Here is an 18550-nt window from a genome sequence, read left to right on the forward strand (position 1 = left end):
TTCTCCTCAATGCCGAACCGCGCCGGGGCGGCCGGCGCGGTCGGGGTGTGTCATCCGATGATGCGTGCGCTGCTCAGAAAGCGGCGGGGCGCCACTTCAGCAAGCGCTTCTCGAGCCAGGTCAGCAGGTAGTCGGCGGCCAGCGCGACCACGGCCAGCACGATCATCGCCGCGAACACGCCGCTCGCGTTGAACGCGCCCTGGGCGGTGGAGATTAGCAGGCCGATGCCCTGCTTGGAACCCAGGAATTCGCCGACCACCGCACCGACCAGCGCGAAACCGAAGCTCACGTGCAGGCTCGCGAGAATCCAGCTCAGCGCGGACGGAATCACGACGGACGTGGTGATCTGCCGGCGCGATGCGCCGAGGATCTGCGCGTTCGCGATCAGGTAGCGGTCGGCTTCGCGCACGCCCTGGAACGCGTTGCCGAACACGACGAAGAACACCATCACGACGGCCAGCGCGATCTTCGACGCCATCCCGAGGCCGAGCGCGATCACGAACACCGAGCCCAGCACGACACGCGGAATCGAGTTCGCGATCTGGATGTACAGGCCGAACACGTCGGCCATCAGCTTGTTGCGGCCGAGCACGATCCCGCAGATCACGCCGGCGACCGAGCCGATCAGGAAGCCGATCGCGGTTTCCTCGAGCGTGACCCACACCTGCGTGAGCAGCGGGCCCTGCGACGTGCCGTTCACGAACCAGTCCTGGATCTGGTCGAAGATCAGCGACGGCATCGAGAAGAAGAACGGATCGATCCACTTCAGCCGTGCGGCGAGTTCCCACCCGCCGAGCACGACGACGAGCACGGCGATCCGCAACGTGACGATCAGGTTGCGCCGGCGGCGCAGCCGGCGTTGCGCGATGCGCTCGTCGTCCTCGAGCGTCGTCGCCGGAAGGGCGGTAGTGGGAAGCGTCATGTCGGTCATGCTCCTGTCCTTGCTGTGTCTTGCCATTGCTTGCCGTGCGGCATATGCGTCAACCGATCTGCACTTCTTCGCGCAGGTCGTGCCAGATGTCCTTGGAAATCTCGATGAAGCGCGCGTCGTAGCGCACTTCCGACATGACGCGCGGACGCGGCAGGTCGATCTCGTACACGCGCTTGAGCGTCGCTGGCCGCGCGGTCAGCACGAACACGCGGTCGGCGAGCGCGATCGCCTCCTCGAGATCGTGCGTGACGAACACGACCGAGCCCTTGTTGGCAGACCACAGCTGCAGCAGTTCGTCCTGCATCAGCGTGCGGGTCTGCATGTCGAGCGCGGAGAACGGCTCGTCCATCAGCAGGATTTCCGGCTGGTTGATGAAGGTCTGCGCGAGCGCGACGCGCTTGCGCATCCCGCCCGAAAGCTGGTGCGGGTAGTGTTTCGTGAACTTGTCGAGGCCGACCTTGCGGATCCATTCCTCGGCCTGCGCGTACGCGACGTCCTTCGAGCGGCCGCGGAACAGCGGGCCTGCCGCGACGTTGTCGATCACGTTGCGCCAGGGGAACACGGCGTCGGCCTGGAACACGAAGCCGATGCGCGGATCGATCCCGTCGACCGGGCGGCCCATCACGCGGACCTCGCCGGACACCGGCTTGAGCAGCCCGGTGATCATGTTCAGCGTGGTCGACTTGCCGCAGCCGGTCGGCCCGACGATCGCGATGAACTCGCCGCGCGCGACGCTCATGCTGAAGTCGCGCAGCGCGACGGTGGCCTTGCCTTCCGGCGAAATGAAGCGGCACGACACATTGCGAAACTCGATCGCCGGTGTGCTCGGGGAGACTGCCTGATTCATCGCATTCGTCCTGCGGGTGAAGAGGGCGCCGCATCGTGGCGACGCCGGGCCGGTCAACCGGGCCGGAACGGGGAACGCACGGCGGCGGGATCGCCGCCGCCGGCGCCTCAGCCGAGATCGATTACTTCGCGTTCACGAAATCGTTGGTGTAGGTGCGTGCCAGATCGATATGCTTGCCCTTCACCGACGGGTTGAACGCCGACAGCACCTTCAGCACGGTCGCCGGGCCGTCGGCCGGCATCTTCGCGTCGGCCGTGTACATCGGCAGCGACGCCTTCAGCGCGGCCACGTACAGGCCCTTGTCCTTCTGGTAGTCGGACGGCATCTTCGCGGCGATTTCCTCGGCACTGTGCGTGTGGATGAACTGCATCGTCCTCGCGAATGCGTGCGCGAGCTTGGTCGCTTCCGCCTTGTGCGAATCGGCCCACGCCGACTGCACGTACAGGCTCGCGGCCGGGTAGGTGCCGCCAAGCGCGGCGCGCGTGCCGTCGACGGTGCGCATGTCGACCATCACCTTCGCGTCGCCCATCTTCTCGAGTGCGGATACGGTCGGCTCGGTCGTCATCCCGGCGTCGATGCGACCCTGCTTGATCGCGGCGATGAAGCTCGCATCCGCGCCGACCGGCAGCATCGTGTACTGCGTCGACTGCACGCCGTGCTGCAGCGCGAGGTATTGGGTGAGGAAGCTCGTCGACGAGCCGAGGCCCGTCACGCCGAGCGTCTTGCCCTTCGCGTCGGCCATCGACTTGAACGTGGGCGCCGCCTTGGTCGACACCATCTCGACTTCGCCCGGCACCTGGCCGAACACGGCGATCGCCTTCACGTCCTTGCCCTTGCTCTGCAGGTCGATCGTATGGTCGTAGAAGCCGACGACACCCTGCACGGCGCCCGCCAGCAGCTCGTTCTCGGCGTCCACGCCGGCCGGCTGCGACAGCAGCTCGACGTCGAGCCCTTCGGCCTTGAAGTTGCCGAGCTCCTGCGTGAGCCGCGCGGGCAGGTAGATCAGCTTCGCGATCCCGCCGACCATGATCGTGATCTTGCCGCCGTCGTCGGCGAAAGCGGGGTGGGCAGCGAGCGCGCAGCTCAGGCTGGCTGCAATGGCGAGGGTGCGCAGGATGGGTCGCATCGGGTTGTCTCCTTCGTTGTATTCGCATGGCGCGATGCTTGCTGCATCGTCATAACGAGTATAGGGAGACGAAACCTTCCGGCACCTTTCGCGGGCGGGCGATTCCTTTAGGGGTTTTCCAGCAAGCGGCGACTCAGGTGGCCTGGCGCCACCCGAGCAGCACGCGCCCCATCGCGTCGAGCCCCATGTCGAACAGGTGCGACACGAACGGCACGAGGTTCGGGATCATCAGTTGCACGAGCAACAGCCCGACCAGCATCGTGACCGGAAAGCCGATCTGGAAGATGCCGATCTGCGGCGCCGCGCGGTTCAGGATCCCGAGCGCGAGGTTCGCGATCAGCAGCGCCGCGACCACCGGCAGCGCGAGCAGCAACCCCATTTCGAACACGGTCGCACCGAACGCGGCGAGCGTGCGCCAGCCGGGCGCGTGCAGCAGGTCGGCCGACACCGGCAGCGACTGGAACGACGCGGCCAGCGCCGCGAACACCTGCAGGTGGCCGTCCACCGCGAGGAACGCGAGCATCGCGATCGCGTTCAGGAAGCGGCCCATCACGGGCGTCGCGCCGTTCGAATGCGGGTCGAAGAAGGTCGCGAAGCCGAGCCCCATCGACAGGCCGATGAAGTCGCCGGCCGCCTCGACGGCCGCGAACACGATCTGCATCGTGAAGCCCAGCGCGGCGCCGATCAGGAACTGCGTGACGACGATCCAGATACCCTGCGCGGAGAACACGGTGACGGCCGGCATCGCGCCGAGCGTCGGCGCGACGACCAGCGCCATGAACGCGGCAATGCCGATCTTCACGCGCACCGGCACCGCCGCGTGGCCGACCACGGGTGCCGTCGCGACGAGCGCGAGCATCCGCACGAACGGCCACAGGAAGGCGGTCAGCCAGCCGTTGAGCTGCGCGTAGGTAACCGAGAACATCGCGGGGCAACGCTGCCGGGCGTGCCGGTCAGCCGGCGCCGAGCGTCGCGACGTGCAGCAGCGTCTGCCGCAGGTAGTCGAGCATCGTCGTCAGCATCCACGGGCCGGCGATCACGAGCGTCGCGGCCACCGCGAGCAGCTTCGGGATGAACGACAGCGTCGATTCGTTGATCTGCGTCGCGGCCTGGAACAGGCTCACGACGAGGCCGACCGCGAGCGCGACCAGCAGCAGCGGGGCGGCCAGCAGCAGGCCGACCATCATCGCCTGGTGCGCCAGCGTCATGACTTGTTCGGGCGTCATCGCGTACGTCCTCCGCTTACGTGAAGCTCTGCGCGAGCGAGCCGATCAGGAGCTGCCAGCCGTCGACCAGCACGAACAGCATCAGCTTGAACGGCAGCGACACGGTGGACGGCGACACCATCATCATCCCCATCGACATCAGCACGCTCGCGACGACCATGTCGATGATCAGGAACGGAATGAAGATCGTGAAGCCGATCTGGAAGCCGGTCTTCAGCTCGCTCGTGACGAACGCGGGCACCAGGAGCGACAGCGGCACGTCTTCCGGGCCCTGCATCGGCGCGGCCTTCGAGATCTTCGCGAACAGCGCGAGATCGGTCTCGCGGGTCTGCTTCAGCATGAAGGTCTTGAACGGCGCGACGCCGCGCTGCACGGCCTGCTCCATCGGCATCGAGCCGTCGGAGAACGGCTTGTAGCCGTCGGTGTAAGCCTTGTCGAGCACCGGCGACATCACGAAAAAGGTGAGGAACATCGCGAGGCCGACCAGCACCTGGTTCGGCGGCGTCGTCGCGGTGCCGAGCGCCTGGCGCAGCAGCGACAGCACGATGATGATGCGCGTGAAGCTCGTCATCATCAGCAACATCGCCGGCAGGAACGACAGCATCGTGAGCAGCAGCATCGTCTGCACGCTCAGCGAATAGGTGGTGCCGCCGTGCGGGCCCGGGCTCGTGTTGAACGCGGGCAGGCCGGCCGCCTGCGCGCACGCGAGCGCGGGGGCGAGGCCGAGGATCAGCACGGGCGCGAGGCGCGCCGCGTGACGCAGGAAGTCGTGTTTCATCGAAATGCGAGTACGGAAAGAGGGCGCGACGCCATGTCAGCGGTCCTTGCCGCGCCCGAAGCGCTTCGCGGCTTCGCCCGCGAGCGCGTCGCGAAACCGCGCGCCGAACGTGCCGGGCTGGCCTTCGGCGGAAGCGGTGCCGGCGGCGGTGTCGGCCGACGCCGATGCCGGCGTCGTGACGGCCGCCGAGCCGGCCGGCAGCGTATGCAGCAGCCGCACGTTGCCCGGCGCGACGCCGAGCACGAGCCAGGTGTCGCCGATCTCGACGATCGTCGCGCTTTCCTTTGCACCGACCGCGACGCTCGACACGACCTTCAGCGGGCCGCCGCGCCGCGCGGGCTGGAAGCCGAAACGGCGCGCGAGCCACGCGCAGCCGAATACGAGACCGATCACGACCGCGAGCCCGACGAGCGTCTGCAGCACCGCGCCGACGCCGAGCGACGGCACGGCCGAACCGACCGTCACGCTCGATGCGATGGCGCCGGCGTTGTTCACCGCGTTCATGTCGGCGGCGCCGGCCGGCGCACAGGCCAGCGACGCGGCAACGGCCAGCGCAGCCGCTGCGGTCGCACTGCGCATGCGGCGGCCGGACGTCACGACCTTCACCGGTTCAGCTTCCGGATGCGTTCGGCCGGCGTGATGATGTCGGTCAGCCGGATGCCGAACTTGTCGTTGACGACCACCACCTCGCCCTGCGCGATCAGGCAGCCGTTCACGAGCACGTCCATCGGCTCGCCGGCGAGGCCGTCGAGCTCGACGACCGAGCCCTGCGCGAGCTGCAGCAGGTTGCGGATCGCGATCTTCGTGCGGCCGAGTTCCACGGTCATCTTGACCGGGATGTCGAGAATCATCTCGATGTCGTTGTGCGTCGAGCTGGCCGCGGCCTTCGACAGCGGCTGGAACACGCCGGCGCCGGTCGCGCCCGCCTGCACCGGCTGATGATTCTGCTCGGCGAGCGCGGCGGCCCAGTCGTCCATGCCCGGATCCTCTTCCACTGCGGCCGGTGCCGCCTGGGCGTCGGCGGCCGAAGCCGCGAGGGCCGCGTCGGCCATCGCCTGGATGTCATCGTCGGGCGTCTGGTTCAGCTCACTCATATCCACCTTCCTTCATCGCATCGCCCGCGCTGATCATCTTCTGCACGCGCAACGCATATTGACCATTGAAAATGCCGTAGCCGCATTCCATTACCGGCACGCCGTCGACCTTCGCGGTGATCGTGTCCTCGATCTCCAGCGGCAGCACGTCGCCCGTGCGCAGGTTCAGGATCTTCTCGAAGGTGGACGGAATCTCCGCGAGATCCGCAGTCAGCTCGACCTCGGCGGACTGCACCTGCTGCGACAGCACGCGCACCCAGCGACGGTCGACTTCGAGCGCCTCGCCCTGGATCGGCGACGAGAGCACGTCGCGGATCGGCTCGACCATCGAATACGGCATGCAGATGTGCAGCGTGCCGCCCGTCGGCCCGAATTCGATCGAAAACTGCGTGACGATCACGATCTCGTTCGGCGTCGCGACGTTCGCGAACTGCGTGTGCATCTCCGAGCGCACGAATTCGAACTGCAGCGGCCGCACGCTTTTCCACGCGGTCGTGTAGTGCTCGAACACGAGGTTCAGCAGCTTGCCGATGATCCGCTGCTCGGTGGCCGTGAAGTCGCGGCCCTCGACGCGGGTGTGGAAGCGCCCGTCGCCGCCGAACAGGTTGTCGACCACGAAGAACACGAGATTCGGGTCGAACACGAACAGCGACGTGCCGCGCAGCGGCTTCACGTGCACCAGGTTCAGGTTCGTCGGGATCGGCAGGTTGCGGGTGAACTCGCTGTACTTCTGCACCTTCACCTGGCTCACGGAGATTTCCGCCGTGCGCCGCATGAAGTTGAAGATGCCGATCCGCAAGAGGCGCGCGAAGCGGTCGTTGATGATCTCGAGGCCGGGCATCCGGCCGCGGACGATCCGCTCCTGCGTCGCGATGTTGTAGGGGCGGACGCCCGACGTGTCGCGCAACTCGTCGACTGCGTCGGTTTCGCCCGTGACGCCCTTGAGGAGGGCGTCGACCTCCTCCTGGGACATGAACTCCTGGTGGCCCATGCGCGCTCCTTTGCCGGCCGCGTTACTGGACGACGAATTCGGTGAACAACACGTCGTCGACCTTCGCGCGCTGGTTGCCCGGCTGCGTCGGCTGCTCGATCAGGTCCCGCAGTTCCGTCGCGAGCGAACGCTTGCCGTCCGGCGTCGCGAGATCCTCGGGATGCTTGTTCGACAGCGCGAGCAGGATCCGGCTGCGGATCTCCGGCATCCGCGCGGTCAGTTGCTCCTGCGCCTTCGGGTCGGTGAGCTTCAGCGACAGGCCGACGCGCAGGTAGTGCTGCACGCCGTCGTCCGACTGCAGGTTCACGGTCAGCGGGTCGAGCGGGAAGAACACCGGCGCGGCGAGCGGCGGCGGTTCGGCGGGCGCGCTCGCATGGCCGACGCCTGCCTTGCTCAGGAACACGTACATGCCGCCCGCGGCGGCAGCCGCCGCGCCCAGCGCGATGACGGCGATGAGCGCGATGCGCTTGAACTTGCCGGACGAAGCCGGCTTGTCGGCAGGCGGGTTTGCAGTCGTGGAGGCCATGTGAATGCGTGCGTGATGTCTCGTAGCATGCATTGTTCGGCATCCGGGCCGAGCCCGATGGGCGGAAAAGAGGGGGGAATTGCGGCTATCTCAGCCGATTGTCGGCCGGGTGTCGGCCGGACGCAGGGCAGGGTGGGCGGAACAAGACGGCCATGCCGGGCGCGGAAAAGGCCGCCAGGCCGGCAGACGGAGCGGGCGTGGCCGGGAGGAGGCGCCGTTCTTGCCGCACGGGGCCTGCCGCGACGATGGCGGCAGGCACGATCAGGCCTGCGCTTGGCGGGCGTCGCTCGCGCGGTCAGATCGGCAACAGCGACAGCAGCGGCGCGATCAGCACCATCGCGACGCCCGCGATCATCATCGTGAGGCTCGACACGACGCCTTCCTCGCTGCCGATCTCGCGCGCCTTCGCGGTGCCGACACCGTGCGCGGCGGCACCGAACAGCGCGCCGCGCGCGAGCCGCGTGCGCATCGGCACCAGCGCGAGCACGATCTCGCCGAGCAGCATCCCGCAGATGCCGGTCGCGATCACGAACAGCGCGGTGAGGTCCTTCGGCGCGTGGATCTTGTCGGACACGGCGAGCGCGAACGGGGTCGAGACCGAGCGCGTCATCAGCGAGCGCTGCAGCTCGGGCGACAGGTGCAGCAGCTTCGCGAGCAGCAGCGACCCGCACACGCCCGCGCCGATCCCGACCGCGACGCCGACCGACAGCGATAGCCAGTGGCGGCGGATCAGGTCGCGATACTCGTAGATCGGCACCGCGAACGCGATCGTCGCCGGGCCGAGCAGCCACATCAGCCAGCGCGTGTCGCGGAAGTAGACCGAATACGGGATGCCGGTCAGCAAGACGAGCAGCACCAGCACGCCCGGCACGAACACGAGCGGCGAGAACAGCAGCGTCTTCCTGTACGCGTAGAGCCGCTTCGACGCGAAATACAGGACGACCGTCAGCACGAAGCAGCCGACGGAGATCGCGGTATTCATGTGGTCGGCGGACAGGTTCGACGGCAGCGCAGGCATCGTGGGCTCCGGCTCAGTGGGCGGACACGGTGGCGAGGCGCGCGCGGCGGCGTTCGGCGAACACGCGCTGCGCGGCGAGCCGGCGTTCGAGCTTCGCGGCGAGGTCGACCGCGACGGCCACGGCGACCATCACGAACGCGGTGCCGGCGAGCATGACCAGCGCGATGCGCCAGCCGTCCTCGCGGAACAGCCCGCCGTACTGGACCGCCGCAACGGCGGCCGGCACGAAGAACAGCAGCATGTCGGACAGCAGCCAGTTCGCGCCGTCCTTCACCCATGCGGGCGTGACGCGGCCCGAGAACAGCAGGACGAGCAACACCGCGAGGCCGATCACGCCGGACGGCACCGGCAGCCCGATCTTGCGCACGGCCCAGTCGACCGCCATCCACAGCACGCCGAGCGCGGCGGCCTGCAGCGCGATCCGGCCGGTGTGCGCGACGTTGCCGGAAGCGGCGGGACGGGCGGCGATCGTGGCGGTCGGCTTGTTCATGGCGGGCTCCATACGGATGTTTCTGTCGATGGCCCAAGTATAGGGTTTCCCCTAACCATAAATAAAATGACTTGTCTCTATCCTTGTCATTCCAATTCGGAATTCAGGTGCGTGTGCCGCACCAATCTGGGGAGTGATCGATGGAATTGCGCGCGTTGCGGTACTTCGTCGAGGTGGTCCGTCAGCAGAGCTTCACCGCGGCCGCCGACCGGCTGTTCGTCACGCAGCCGACCATCAGCAAGATGGTGAAGGCGCTCGAGGACGAGATCGGCTCGCCGCTGCTGCTGCGCGACGGCCGGCAGATGGTGCTGACCGACGCGGGGCGGATCGTGTTCCAGCGCGGGCAGGACGTGCTCGCCGCGCAGGCGCAGCTGCAGTCGGAGCTGAACGATCTCGGCACGCTCGGGCGCGGCGAGCTGACGATCGGCATTCCGCCGCTCGGCGGGTCGCTGTTCACGCCGATCATCGCCGCGTACAAGCAGCGCTATCCGAACATCGAGCTGAAGCTGTTCGAGCAGGGCGCGCGGATGATCGAGGCCGCGCTGATGTCGGGCGAACTGGAGCTCGGCGGGCTGCTGGAGCCGGTCGACCCCGGCACGTTCGAGCGGCTGCCGATGGTGCGCGCGCCGCTGTGGCTCGTCGCGCCGCGCGAATCGCGCTGGGAGGATCACGCGGCCGTGCCGCTCGCCGATCTCGCGCGCGAGTCGTTCGTGTTCTATGCGGAAAGCCTCGCGCTGCACGATGCGGTGCTGGACGCGTGCCGGCAGGTCGGCTTCACGCCGTCGATCGTGAGCCGCAGCGGCCACTGGGATTTCATGGCCGCGCTGGTGCACGCGGGCGTCGGCATCGCGCTGTTGCCGGAGCCGTACTGCCGGCGGCTCGATGCGCGGCAGTTCACGTGCCGGCCGATCGTCGAGCCGGAGATCACCTGGGCGATCGCGCTCGGCTGGCTGAAGAAGGGTTACCTGTCGCACGCGGCGCGTGCGTGGCTCGAGGTTGCGCGGGCGACGCTGCCGATCGCGTCGGGCGACGATCTGGCGTTCGGGGGATTACGGGCCAGGGAGTGACCTTCGCCGGCTTGGTTCAATCCGGCAATCCACGCAACGCGAACGCGCAGGCCGGACGCTCCCGTCGCCAGTCTTGCCCATTTCAATGCCCCATCGCCGGCCCGGCCCCCTTCCTCGGCTTCGTGATCCACACGAGCGCCGCGAGCGCGACGAACATGCCCGCGGACAGGTAGAAGAAGTCGTTGGTCGCCATCATGAAGCCCTGCTGCGTGACGATCTGGTTGAGCTGGGCGTTGGCCGTCTGCCCGACGATCCCGATCTGGGCGAGCGCGCCCTGATAGTCGGTCGTGTTCTGCGCGTAGACGCTCACCGATTCCGCCAGCCGCGCGTGGTGGTAGATCGCATCGTTCTCCCAGAACGTCGAACTGGCCGCGGTGCCGATCGCGCCGGACAGCGTGCGCAGGAAGTTCGACAGTCCCGATGCGCTCGCGAGCCGGTCGTCGGAGATGCTCGACAGCGTGATCGTCGTCATCGGCACGAAGAAGCACGCGACGCCGATCCCCTGCACGAGCCGCGGCAGGATCACGTGGTTGAACGGCACGTCGAGCGTGAACGTCGAATTCCAGATCGACACGCCCGCGAACACGATGAATGCGAGGCTCGCGACCATCCGCAGGTCGAGCCGGTGCATGTTGCGCCCGATCAGCGGCGACAGCACCAGCGCGAGCAGCCCGACCGGCGCGGTCGCGAGGCCGGCCTTGCCGGCCGTGTAGCCCATCACCGTCTGCAGCCACAGCGGGAAGATCACGACCGAGCCGAAGAACGCCATGAAGCCGAACGAGATGATCAGCGCACCGAGCGCGAAGTTGCGGTCCTTGAACAGCGACAGGTCGACCACCGGGTCCTTCTCGGTCGCCTCCCAGACGAGCATGAACGCGAGCGACACGACCGCGATCAGCGCGAGCGCGACGATGAAGCTCGAGTTGAACCAGTCGCGGTCCTTGCCGAGGTCGAGCATCATCTGCAGGCACGACACGCCGATCACGAGCAGCGCGAGGCCGATCGCGTCGATCCGCTGCTTGCTCGTGTTGGTCTCGCGGCCGCGCAGCAGGAAATACGCGCAGGTCGCGGAAAAGATGCCGATCGGCAAATTGATATAGAAGATCCACGGCCACGTGTAGTTGTCGCTGATCCAGCCGCCCAGCAACGGGCCGAAGATCGGCGCGACGATCACCGTCATCGCCCATAGCCCGAGCGCGAGCCCGCGCTTCGCGGGCGGGTAGCTGCGCATCAGGATCGTCTGCGACAACGGCACCATCGGGCCCGACACGAGGCCCTGCAGCAACCGGAACGCGATCAGCGTCTCGAAGTTGCTCGCGAGGCCGCACAGCGCCGACGCGATCGTGAACGCGAGCACCGACAGCGTGAACAGGCGCACTTCGCCGACCCGCCGCGCGAGCCAGCCGGTCAGCGGCACCGCGATCGCGGACGCGACCGAATACGACGAGATCACCCAGGTGCCCTGGCTCGTCGCGACGCCGAGGCTGCCCGAGATGGTCGGCACCGCGACGTTCGCGATCGACGTGTCGAGCACTTCCATGAAGGTGCCGAGCGCGAGCCCGACGGTGAGCAGCGCGAGCGCGCCGCCGGTGAGCGGCGCGGGCGCGGGGGCAGCCGGCGCGGCGGATACCGGGGTGGCGGACATCGGAATCTCCTAGACGCGGCGCGCGCAACGCGCCGCCGCAACGCACGGGCGCACGATACCGCGCGGCCCGGCCGGGTGGAACAGGGAAGGGGGCAGACGGAGCATGTGTCTCGTCATCTTCTGCCCAGACAGATAAATAAGCGAATGCTTAACCTGGACATCGGGCCTCCCGCGCTCAGCAATCCGGTTCATCCGGTTTCGGGCAGCCGGCGTCGCCGGGCCCATTGGCGATGAACCGCTGCAGCAGGCCGGTGAGCGTCGCGAGTTCGTCGGCCGAGAAGCCGGCCAGTTGCGCGTTCAGCGCGGCCGCGATCAGCGACGGCAGCGCGCGGGCCGCGTCGGTGCCGCGTTCGGTCAGCGTCAGCTCGATCATCCGGCGGTCCTGTTCGCTGCGCGAGCGCGCGACCAGGCCCTTGCGCTCGAGACGGTCGAGCATCCGGGTCATCGAACCGCTGTCGTACGACATCTTGCGCGACAGCTCGAACGGCGTGCGCGCATAGCCGCGTGACAGCAGCAGGATCACGCCGATTTGCTGCGCGGTGAGGTCGTACGGCTCGAGCGCGCGGTCCATTCGCTCGACGAGCGCCTGCCGGGCCTTGGTCAGGTAATAACCGAGGCTCGTTTCCAGGGCGATGGTGTCGGGATCGTAGAGGCCGCCGTTCATGCGATTGCGCACACAGCAACAGTGCGTTTCAGGTCAAAACGCGCCCAGTATCTTGAAAAATGATTGCTTAGTCAATATTATTTCAGTCAACCAGTTACGACGTGCATGTTGCACTGCCGGAGACGATGTTCTGACCGCCTAGCCCGCACTGCCGGGCCCCCCGAGGATGTTCGCGATGCTGTTCCTGAAAAATGCCGCCGGCGCGCTGCGCCGCAACCTGACCGATACCGCTCATCATGTGTTCTCCGGGCCGCACCGCGGCTGGAAGATCGCACTGTACGTGACGATGCTGGTGGTACCGGGCGGATCGCTCGCGGCGCTCGGGTTCGCCTGGTTCGATCATCGCCGGCAGCGCAACGCGAAGGGCGCCGCCCGTCGCACCGGCCAGCCGGCGGCCACGGAGCCGTCGACATGGCGGGCCGCCGCCCAGCCCATTCCGGTGCCCGCGCGCTGCCACTGAAGCCGCACCGCGCCCGCCATCCCGACTGAACGCCGGCCGCATCCCCCGCGGCCCGGTGTCATCGCATCCGTTGCCTGTCTCGTCCGCAAGCCGGTCGTAATGGCCGGTAAACCGGCCGGCCGCGCCGGTAACACATTCGTGCTGCCGCGCACCGTACCCTTAGGGCTGCGCAGCTTTCCCGCCGTCAGTTACCATTTGTCCGCCAGCGGCACATCGACCGCACTGCACGACCGCATTCGCGCGACGCCGCCCGCCGAGCGTCGCGCCCAGACAGGAAACCACGATGCCGTACGCTTCCCTCCCGCGCGCCCTTCGCCCGCTGAGCGCCGCCGTCGCCGTTGCGACGGCCGTGCTGCTCGCCGGCTGCGCCGTCGGGCCCGACTATCACCGGCCCGACACGTCGATCCCCGCCGCCTTCAAGGAAGCGCCGGCCGGCTGGAAGGTCGCGCAGCCGGCCGACCGGGCCGACCGCGGCCCGTGGTGGAGCGTCTACAACGATCCGCAGCTCGACGCGCTGATCGGCAAGCTCAACGCATCGAACCAGACCATCGCGCAATCGGCCGCCGCGTACCGGCAGGCCCGCGCGCTCGTCACCGAGGCGCGCGCCGCGTATTTCCCGACCGTCGGGCTGACCGCATCCGGGTCGCGCGCGCGCTCCGGGCGCGCGTCCTCGTCGTCGGGTTCGTCGAGCTTCGGCAGCAGTTCGTCGATCAGCAACAGCTACAGCGTCGGCCTCGATGCGAGCTGGGAGCCCGACCTGTGGGGCAAGGTGAGCCGCACCGTCAGCGCGCAGCGCGCCGGCGAAGCGGCTGCCGCGGCCGAGCTCGCGAACGCGCGACTGTCGCAGCAGGCGCTGCTCGCGCAGACCTACTTCCAGCTGCGCACGTCCGATGCGTTGCAACGGCTGCTCGACGATACCGTGAAGTCGTACGGCGAATCGCTGAAGCTCACGCAGAACCAGTACGCGCAGGGCGTCGCCGCGCGCGCGGACGTGATCCAGGCACAAACCCAGCTGCAGAGCGCGCAGGCCGCGTCGATCGACAACGGCGTCGCGCGCGCGCAGTACGAGCATGCGATCGCGACGCTGATCGGCGAACCGGCGTCGACGTTCTCGCTGCCGCCGAACCCGCTCACGGCCGAACCGCCGATCACGCCGGTCGACGTGCCGTCCGCGCTGCTCGAACGCCGGCCCGACATCGCCGCGGCCGAACGCCGCGCGGCGGCCGCGAACGAGCAGATCGGCGTGGCGATCGCCGCGTTCTTCCCGACGCTCACGCTGTCGGCCACCGGCGGCTTCCAGAGCTCGGTGTGGTCGCAACTGTTCACGTTGCCCGCGCGCTTCTGGACGGTCGGCCCGCAGCTCGCGGCGACGCTGTTCGACGCCGGCCTGCGCGCCGCGCAGACCGATGCCGCACGCGCGACCTACGACCAGGACGTCGCCGCGTACCGTCTCGCGGTGCTCACCGCGTTCCAGGACGTCGAGGACAACCTCGCGTCGCAACGCATCCTCGCGCAGGAAATCGACGTGCAGCGGCAGGCCGTCGACAGCGCCGAGCACGCGCTCGCGATCGTCACGAACCAGTACAAGGCCGGCACCGTCGCCTACCTGAACGTGCTGACCGCGCAGACCACCGCGTTCACCGCGCACCAGAAGCTCGCGACGATCGCCGGGCAGCGGATGGTGTCGTCGGTCGGGCTCGTGAAGGCGCTCGGCGGCGGCTGGGATGCGTCGGACATGACGCGCGAAACGGGCGATGTGGCTGCGCCGGCACCGGTGCCGGCGTCCGCCACGGCGGCGCCGGCCGCGCCGCTCGCGCAGAAATAACGGGAAACAGGAGCGGGCGACGCGCGTTCAGCGCGTCGCGTCGCCGAAGATCAGCGATACCGCGTTGTTGCCGATCGGATGGCCGAGCAGGTTCAGCAGCCCCGCGAGGTTCGCCTGCTGCTCGGGCGCCGCATGCGCGGTGCCGCGAAACGATGCCTGGCCGGGGCCGAAACTGCCGTGCCCGTCGAGGAACAGCGGGCCCTGCGTCGTCGACAGGTCGAGATCGGCGTCCGTCCCCTTCGCCTGCAGCACCGCACGGTACGAACCGAGCGGCTTCACGCGCGACACGCGCGAACTCATCGAATCGATCGTCACCGTCAACTGGCCGAACGCGTTGTTGCCGATCATCCGCCAGTCGGTCCAGCCGAGCCGCACGTTGCCCTGCAGATCGAGCGTGTTGAACGGCGTGCCGAGCCCGGCGAGCAGCGACGCGGGCACCGCCATCGAGCCCGCCGACAGCACCGCGCCGCGCCACGTCGCATCGAGCGTGACGGCATCGGGCATCGCCTCGGTCTGCCGCATGCGCATCTGCACGCGCCCGGTCAGCAGCGGCCAGAAGCGCGTGGTCCACTCGACCCGGCCCGGCAGCAGCGTCGCGGCGCTCTGGTCCGCGCCCGGCGCGAGCATCAGCGTGCCCGAACCGTGCCACAGCGAGCCGTCCGGATCGACGAGGTTCACGTGGCCGCCCGTCGCGCGCGCGAACTGCGGCGCGATCCACGCGGCCGGCGCGAGTGCCACGAGCGTCAGCGCCGTCGCGAGCCCACCTGCCGCCACCCACGGCAAGGCGGCGACGAGCCGCCCGATCCCTGGCCGCATCGGCCGATCGTCGCTGGTTTCAGTCACTGCGTCATTTCTGCGTCGAGGGTTGCATCACGGCCGTCAGGTCGACCTGGCCATCTTCCTTCAGCCCGGTCACGTGCGCTTCGCCGACCTGCACCTTGAACTGGCGGCGCGCGTCGTCGAGCCACTGGGTCCACGCCGGGAACGGCACGTTCTTCATCTGGATCTGCACGCCGTTGCCGACGACCTGCAACTGCGCCCCCTGCAGCCCGTGATCGGACAGCGACGCGGCGAGCGCGTCCTTCAGCGCGAGGCCGGTCGGCGCGACGCCTTGCGCGGCGGCCGTCAGCGACTTCGCTTCGTTGGCCTGCGCGGTCATCTGCGCAAGCTCGCGGCGCATCGTCGGCAGCTCGTGCCGGATCCGCGCACGACCTTCCTGCGCGGGCGACCACAGCACCGAGTAGGCGATCGCGACGGCCAGCACGGCGCCGCCCCAGCCGAGCAGCGTCCGCTCGCGCGGCGTGCGTTCGCCCCAGAACTGCGCGACCGCCTGGTTCAGTTGTTCCGTCTTCATGAGCGGCTCCGGATCGTCCATTTGCCGGTGCTGCTGTCGACTTCGCCGGCCAGCCCGTTGCGCGCGAGGCGCTGCGGGAAATCGGGGTCGACCTTGACCTCCGGCTTGAAGCCGACGTCGAGCCGCCGGTCGTGATAATCGAGCGATGCGATTCCGTTCAGCGGCAGCGCGCCCATCGAACGCGACAGCCCGCTCGACAGCGCGAGGAAATCGTTTGGCGACAGCTCGCCCGCCGCGACGCGCAGCTGGTCGAGCTGACGCTGCATCTGCGCGGGCGGATCGAGCACCGTCGTCGTCTTCGGGAACGCCGACAGCAACGTCTCGGTGATCTGCGCGGACAGCGCATCGCGCTCGCGCGACAGCTTCCACCAGTGCAGGTTCATCCCGATCACCGCGACGCCGAGCGTGGCCGCGACGAGTGCGATCGGCACGCGCAGGCGCTTCACCGTCGCGCGGTCGAAGCGCCACGGCTGCGATTCGAATTCGAACTGGCACAGATCGAAGCGTTCGGCGAGCGCACGCCGCGCGAACGCGTCGAACGACAGCGGTTGCGCGCCCGGCAGCAGCGGGCCGTCGGCGCGGCCGAGCGACGCGAGGCGCGGCTCCGCGCCCGGCTCGCCGAGTTCGTACAGTTCGACGTCGCCGCCACCCGACAGCGCGGCGAGCGTACCGCCGGCACGCGAAGCAGGCGCCGCGAAACCTTCGCCGAGCGCGCCGCGCGCGATCGCAAGTTCGAGACGCGGCGCACCGGCCGCGGCCGGCTGCGCGCCGGCCTCGACGAGCGCCGGTTCGACGGCGGTCGCGAGGCCGAGCACCGCGGCCACCGCAGTCGGGCGCGCGAGCGGTTCGGCTGCATCCGTGACGGCGACGGCTTGCGGCGCGTCATCGGCGGCGGGCGCATCCTGCGCAGCCGCCGCCGCCGGCGTGCGCGGCGCGGGCAGGCAGCGTGTCGCGGGCACCGCGCTCAGGTGCCGGTGGCCGGCTGCGGTGAACGCGTCGCAGATCGTGCGGAACCACGCGCGATCGACGACGGCCAGCACACGGCGGCCGTCGGGCAGCGCGACCGGATCGAGCGCGATATGGCAGCCGAGCGGATCCTGGATCAGCTGATCCTCGACGATATTGGGCAGCGCCTGGCGCAGCTTCGGCCCCTTGAGCGGCGGCACGGTCGCGGCCAGCAGCAGCACGTCGCGCGCGGCGACGATCAGCAGCGTCGCAGTCGCGCGCGGCAGCAGTGCGAGCGCGGCGCGGCCCGCGCGCTGTACCTGGCCGGCCTTGTCCACGAGCGTGAACGGCAGCTCGGGCCACTGCCATTCCTGCAACGGCACGGCCGGCTCGCGCGGCGGCAAAGAAACAATCAGCGTGCTCAAGAGCTCCTCTCCCGGATGGCGTCGTTATAGCTGGTCGCGGATGCGCACGACCCGCGTCGAGTGCGTGGTCGGATCACGATACACGAGCGAGGTGCGATCGACCTCCGCGCGATCGTGCTGGATCCGGCCATGCACGATGAAATAACTCGAATTGACGTCGACGAGGCTCGCGTCGATCGTCACGTTCGGCGCGCCGGCGCCGCGCAGCGCGAGTTGCACGTCGCCGATGTTGCGGAAAAACACGGTCTCGCGGCGCGACACGAGCGCCTGCGCGGACGACACGCTCATCCCCGGCACCAGCGCGGCGATCACCTCGGCCGGCGCGGTGTTCATGTTCACCGGCGTCGTGGTCGGCAGCACGGTGACGAACGGGCGCAGCCGCACGACCATCTCCGGCGTCACGCCGTCGACGTCGAGCAGGCTGTCGACGCCGGTCATCACGAGCGGCGCGGGCCCGCGGTCGCCGTCGGACATGCCGGGATCGTCGGTGACGTTACCGGCCATGTCGCCGCCGGGCACCGGCGCAGTCGCGGCCGTGCCGGCGCCAGGTAGCGTCGGCGTCTGGAACCGCGTTGCCGAATGCATCAGGCCCGCGCGCATCTGCAACGCGATCCGCTTCGCGAACGCGCCGTCGTAGCCGAGCGTCGCCAGGAGCCGCTGGAACGCCTGGAGCTGCATCACGTTGAGCTGCAGCACGCCGGGCGCCGGCGACGACACCAGGTTGCGCAGGTTGTACTTCGCCTGCGCGTCCTCGATCGATCCGGAGATATAGGTGTCTTCGCCGCCGTTGTCGTTCGGCGCGCCGATCCGGCCGAGGAAGTCCGACAGCTTGGTCTTCGCGATCGGCACGGCCCAGATTCCGCCGAGATAGGTGATGCCGGGCGCGGTGTCGCCTTCGGAGCGCAGGATCATGCGCGTCCAGTCGAGCGCGCCGCGGGCGACCCACTGCGCCTGCGCGATCACGCGCTGGTTCTCGATGCGGCGAATCTGCACCTGCTGGCGCCACAGCATCCCCGACACGAGGATCGCCGACAGCGCGACGACGAGCAGCGCGGTGATGATCGCCGCGCCGCGTTCGCGGCGTGCGCGTGCCTGAGCATGCGCGGCGAACCGGGACCGGTGAGGGCGTGCGCGCATC

Annotated in this window: 21 protein-coding genes; 3 read left to right on the forward strand and 18 right to left on the reverse strand. The window is 68.8% G+C overall.

The window, feature by feature from the left end; genetic code table 11:
- Window positions 1–73: 73 nt before the first annotated feature.
- From ACTJKF_RS17730 to ACTJKF_RS17785, 12 genes are all read right to left on the reverse strand, one after another.
- On the reverse strand, window positions 74–922 hold the full coding sequence (locus tag ACTJKF_RS17730) for an ABC transporter permease (protein ID WP_440624794.1): 849 nt from the start codon (window positions 920–922) through the stop codon (window positions 74–76).
- Window positions 923–980: 58 nt separating this feature from the next.
- Entirely contained in the window at window positions 981–1778 is a 798-nt protein-coding gene (locus ACTJKF_RS17735; RefSeq protein WP_098550200.1) for an ABC transporter ATP-binding protein, read from the reverse strand.
- Window positions 1779–1899: 121 nt separating this feature from the next.
- Window positions 1900–2904, reverse strand: a complete 1005-nt coding sequence (locus tag ACTJKF_RS17740; protein ID WP_440624795.1) for an ABC transporter substrate-binding protein — start codon at window positions 2902–2904, stop codon at window positions 1900–1902.
- A gap of 133 nt (window positions 2905–3037) precedes the next feature.
- Complete coding sequence (gene fliR / locus ACTJKF_RS17745; protein ID WP_440624796.1) at window positions 3038–3829, reverse strand: flagellar biosynthetic protein FliR; 792 nt, start codon at window positions 3827–3829, stop codon at window positions 3038–3040.
- 28 nt (window positions 3830–3857) lie between these two features.
- Entirely contained in the window at window positions 3858–4130 is a 273-nt protein-coding gene (gene fliQ / locus ACTJKF_RS17750) for a flagellar biosynthesis protein FliQ (RefSeq protein ID WP_006750427.1), read from the reverse strand.
- 16 nt (window positions 4131–4146) lie between these two features.
- Window positions 4147–4908, reverse strand: a complete 762-nt coding sequence (gene fliP, locus ACTJKF_RS17755) for a flagellar type III secretion system pore protein FliP (protein ID WP_440624797.1) — start codon at window positions 4906–4908, stop codon at window positions 4147–4149.
- Between the two features lie 36 nt (window positions 4909–4944).
- Window positions 4945–5514, reverse strand: a complete 570-nt coding sequence (gene fliO, locus ACTJKF_RS17760) for a flagellar biosynthetic protein FliO (RefSeq protein WP_440624798.1) — start codon at window positions 5512–5514, stop codon at window positions 4945–4947.
- Window positions 5511–6002: a flagellar motor switch protein FliN gene (fliN, locus tag ACTJKF_RS17765; protein ID WP_440624799.1), complete on the reverse strand. Its 492-nt coding sequence runs from the start codon at window positions 6000–6002 to the stop codon at window positions 5511–5513. The genes fliO and fliN overlap by 4 nt, the downstream gene beginning before the upstream one ends.
- Entirely contained in the window at window positions 5995–6993 is a 999-nt protein-coding gene (gene fliM / locus ACTJKF_RS17770; RefSeq protein WP_440624800.1) for a flagellar motor switch protein FliM, read from the reverse strand. Before fliM ends, fliN begins: the two co-directional genes overlap by 8 nt.
- 22 nt (window positions 6994–7015) lie before the next feature.
- On the reverse strand, window positions 7016–7552 hold the full coding sequence (gene fliL / locus ACTJKF_RS17775; protein ID WP_440624801.1) for a flagellar basal body-associated protein FliL: 537 nt from the start codon (window positions 7550–7552) through the stop codon (window positions 7016–7018).
- A gap of 262 nt (window positions 7553–7814) precedes the next feature.
- Window positions 7815–8537 carry an LrgB family protein gene (locus tag ACTJKF_RS17780; protein ID WP_440624802.1) on the reverse strand — a complete coding sequence of 241 codons (723 nt, stop codon included), beginning with the start codon at window positions 8535–8537 and terminating at the stop codon, window positions 7815–7817.
- 13 nt (window positions 8538–8550) lie between these two features.
- Window positions 8551–9027: a CidA/LrgA family protein gene (locus tag ACTJKF_RS17785; RefSeq protein WP_440624803.1), complete on the reverse strand. Its 477-nt coding sequence runs from the start codon at window positions 9025–9027 to the stop codon at window positions 8551–8553.
- A 140-nt stretch (window positions 9028–9167) separates the two neighbouring features.
- Here ACTJKF_RS17785 and ACTJKF_RS17790 point away from each other — a divergent pair, with 140 nt between their 5' ends.
- Window positions 9168–10094: a LysR substrate-binding domain-containing protein gene (locus ACTJKF_RS17790; protein WP_440624804.1), complete on the forward strand. Its 927-nt coding sequence runs from the start codon at window positions 9168–9170 to the stop codon at window positions 10092–10094.
- 82 nt (window positions 10095–10176) lie between these two features.
- On the opposite strand, the gene ACTJKF_RS17795 is transcribed toward ACTJKF_RS17790, so the two are convergent.
- Both ACTJKF_RS17795 and ACTJKF_RS17800 read right to left on the reverse strand, forming a co-directional pair.
- The gene (locus ACTJKF_RS17795; protein ID WP_440624805.1) at window positions 10177–11739 is read right to left on the reverse strand and encodes a DHA2 family efflux MFS transporter permease subunit; all 1563 of its coding nucleotides are present in this window, start codon (window positions 11737–11739) and stop codon (window positions 10177–10179) included.
- A 175-nt stretch (window positions 11740–11914) separates the two neighbouring features.
- A complete protein-coding gene (locus ACTJKF_RS17800) occupies window positions 11915–12403 on the reverse strand; it encodes a MarR family winged helix-turn-helix transcriptional regulator (protein ID WP_440624806.1) in 489 nt (162 codons plus the stop codon).
- A 175-nt stretch (window positions 12404–12578) separates the two neighbouring features.
- On the opposite strand from ACTJKF_RS17800, the gene ACTJKF_RS17805 reads away from it, so the two are divergent.
- Window positions 12579–12863: a multidrug ABC transporter ATPase gene (locus ACTJKF_RS17805; RefSeq protein WP_440624900.1), complete on the forward strand. Its 285-nt coding sequence runs from the start codon at window positions 12579–12581 to the stop codon at window positions 12861–12863.
- 283 nt (window positions 12864–13146) lie between these two features.
- On the forward strand, window positions 13147–14688 hold the full coding sequence (locus ACTJKF_RS17810) for an efflux transporter outer membrane subunit (RefSeq protein ID WP_440624807.1): 1542 nt from the start codon (window positions 13147–13149) through the stop codon (window positions 14686–14688).
- 27 nt (window positions 14689–14715) lie between these two features.
- Here the strand turns inward: ACTJKF_RS17810 and ACTJKF_RS17815 are convergent, their stop codons facing one another.
- From ACTJKF_RS17815 to gspK, 4 genes are read right to left on the reverse strand one after another with little or no spacing between them, the layout of a single operon-like run.
- The gene (locus ACTJKF_RS17815; RefSeq protein ID WP_440624808.1) at window positions 14716–15504 is read right to left on the reverse strand and encodes a type II secretion system protein N; all 789 of its coding nucleotides are present in this window, start codon (window positions 15502–15504) and stop codon (window positions 14716–14718) included.
- Between the two features lie 31 nt (window positions 15505–15535).
- Entirely contained in the window at window positions 15536–16042 is a 507-nt protein-coding gene (gene gspM / locus ACTJKF_RS17820) for a type II secretion system protein GspM (protein WP_440624809.1), read from the reverse strand.
- Window positions 16039–17412: a type II secretion system protein GspL gene (gspL, locus tag ACTJKF_RS17825; protein WP_440624810.1), complete on the reverse strand. Its 1374-nt coding sequence runs from the start codon at window positions 17410–17412 to the stop codon at window positions 16039–16041. Before gspL ends, gspM begins: the two co-directional genes overlap by 4 nt.
- 24 nt (window positions 17413–17436) lie before the next feature.
- Complete coding sequence (gene gspK / locus ACTJKF_RS17830; RefSeq protein ID WP_440624811.1) at window positions 17437–18549, reverse strand: type II secretion system minor pseudopilin GspK; 1113 nt, start codon at window positions 18547–18549, stop codon at window positions 17437–17439.
- Window position 18550: the final 1 nt, after the last annotated feature.

Source organism: Burkholderia sp. 22313, assembly GCF_052045245.1.
GTDB lineage: Bacteria > Pseudomonadota > Gammaproteobacteria > Burkholderiales > Burkholderiaceae > Burkholderia.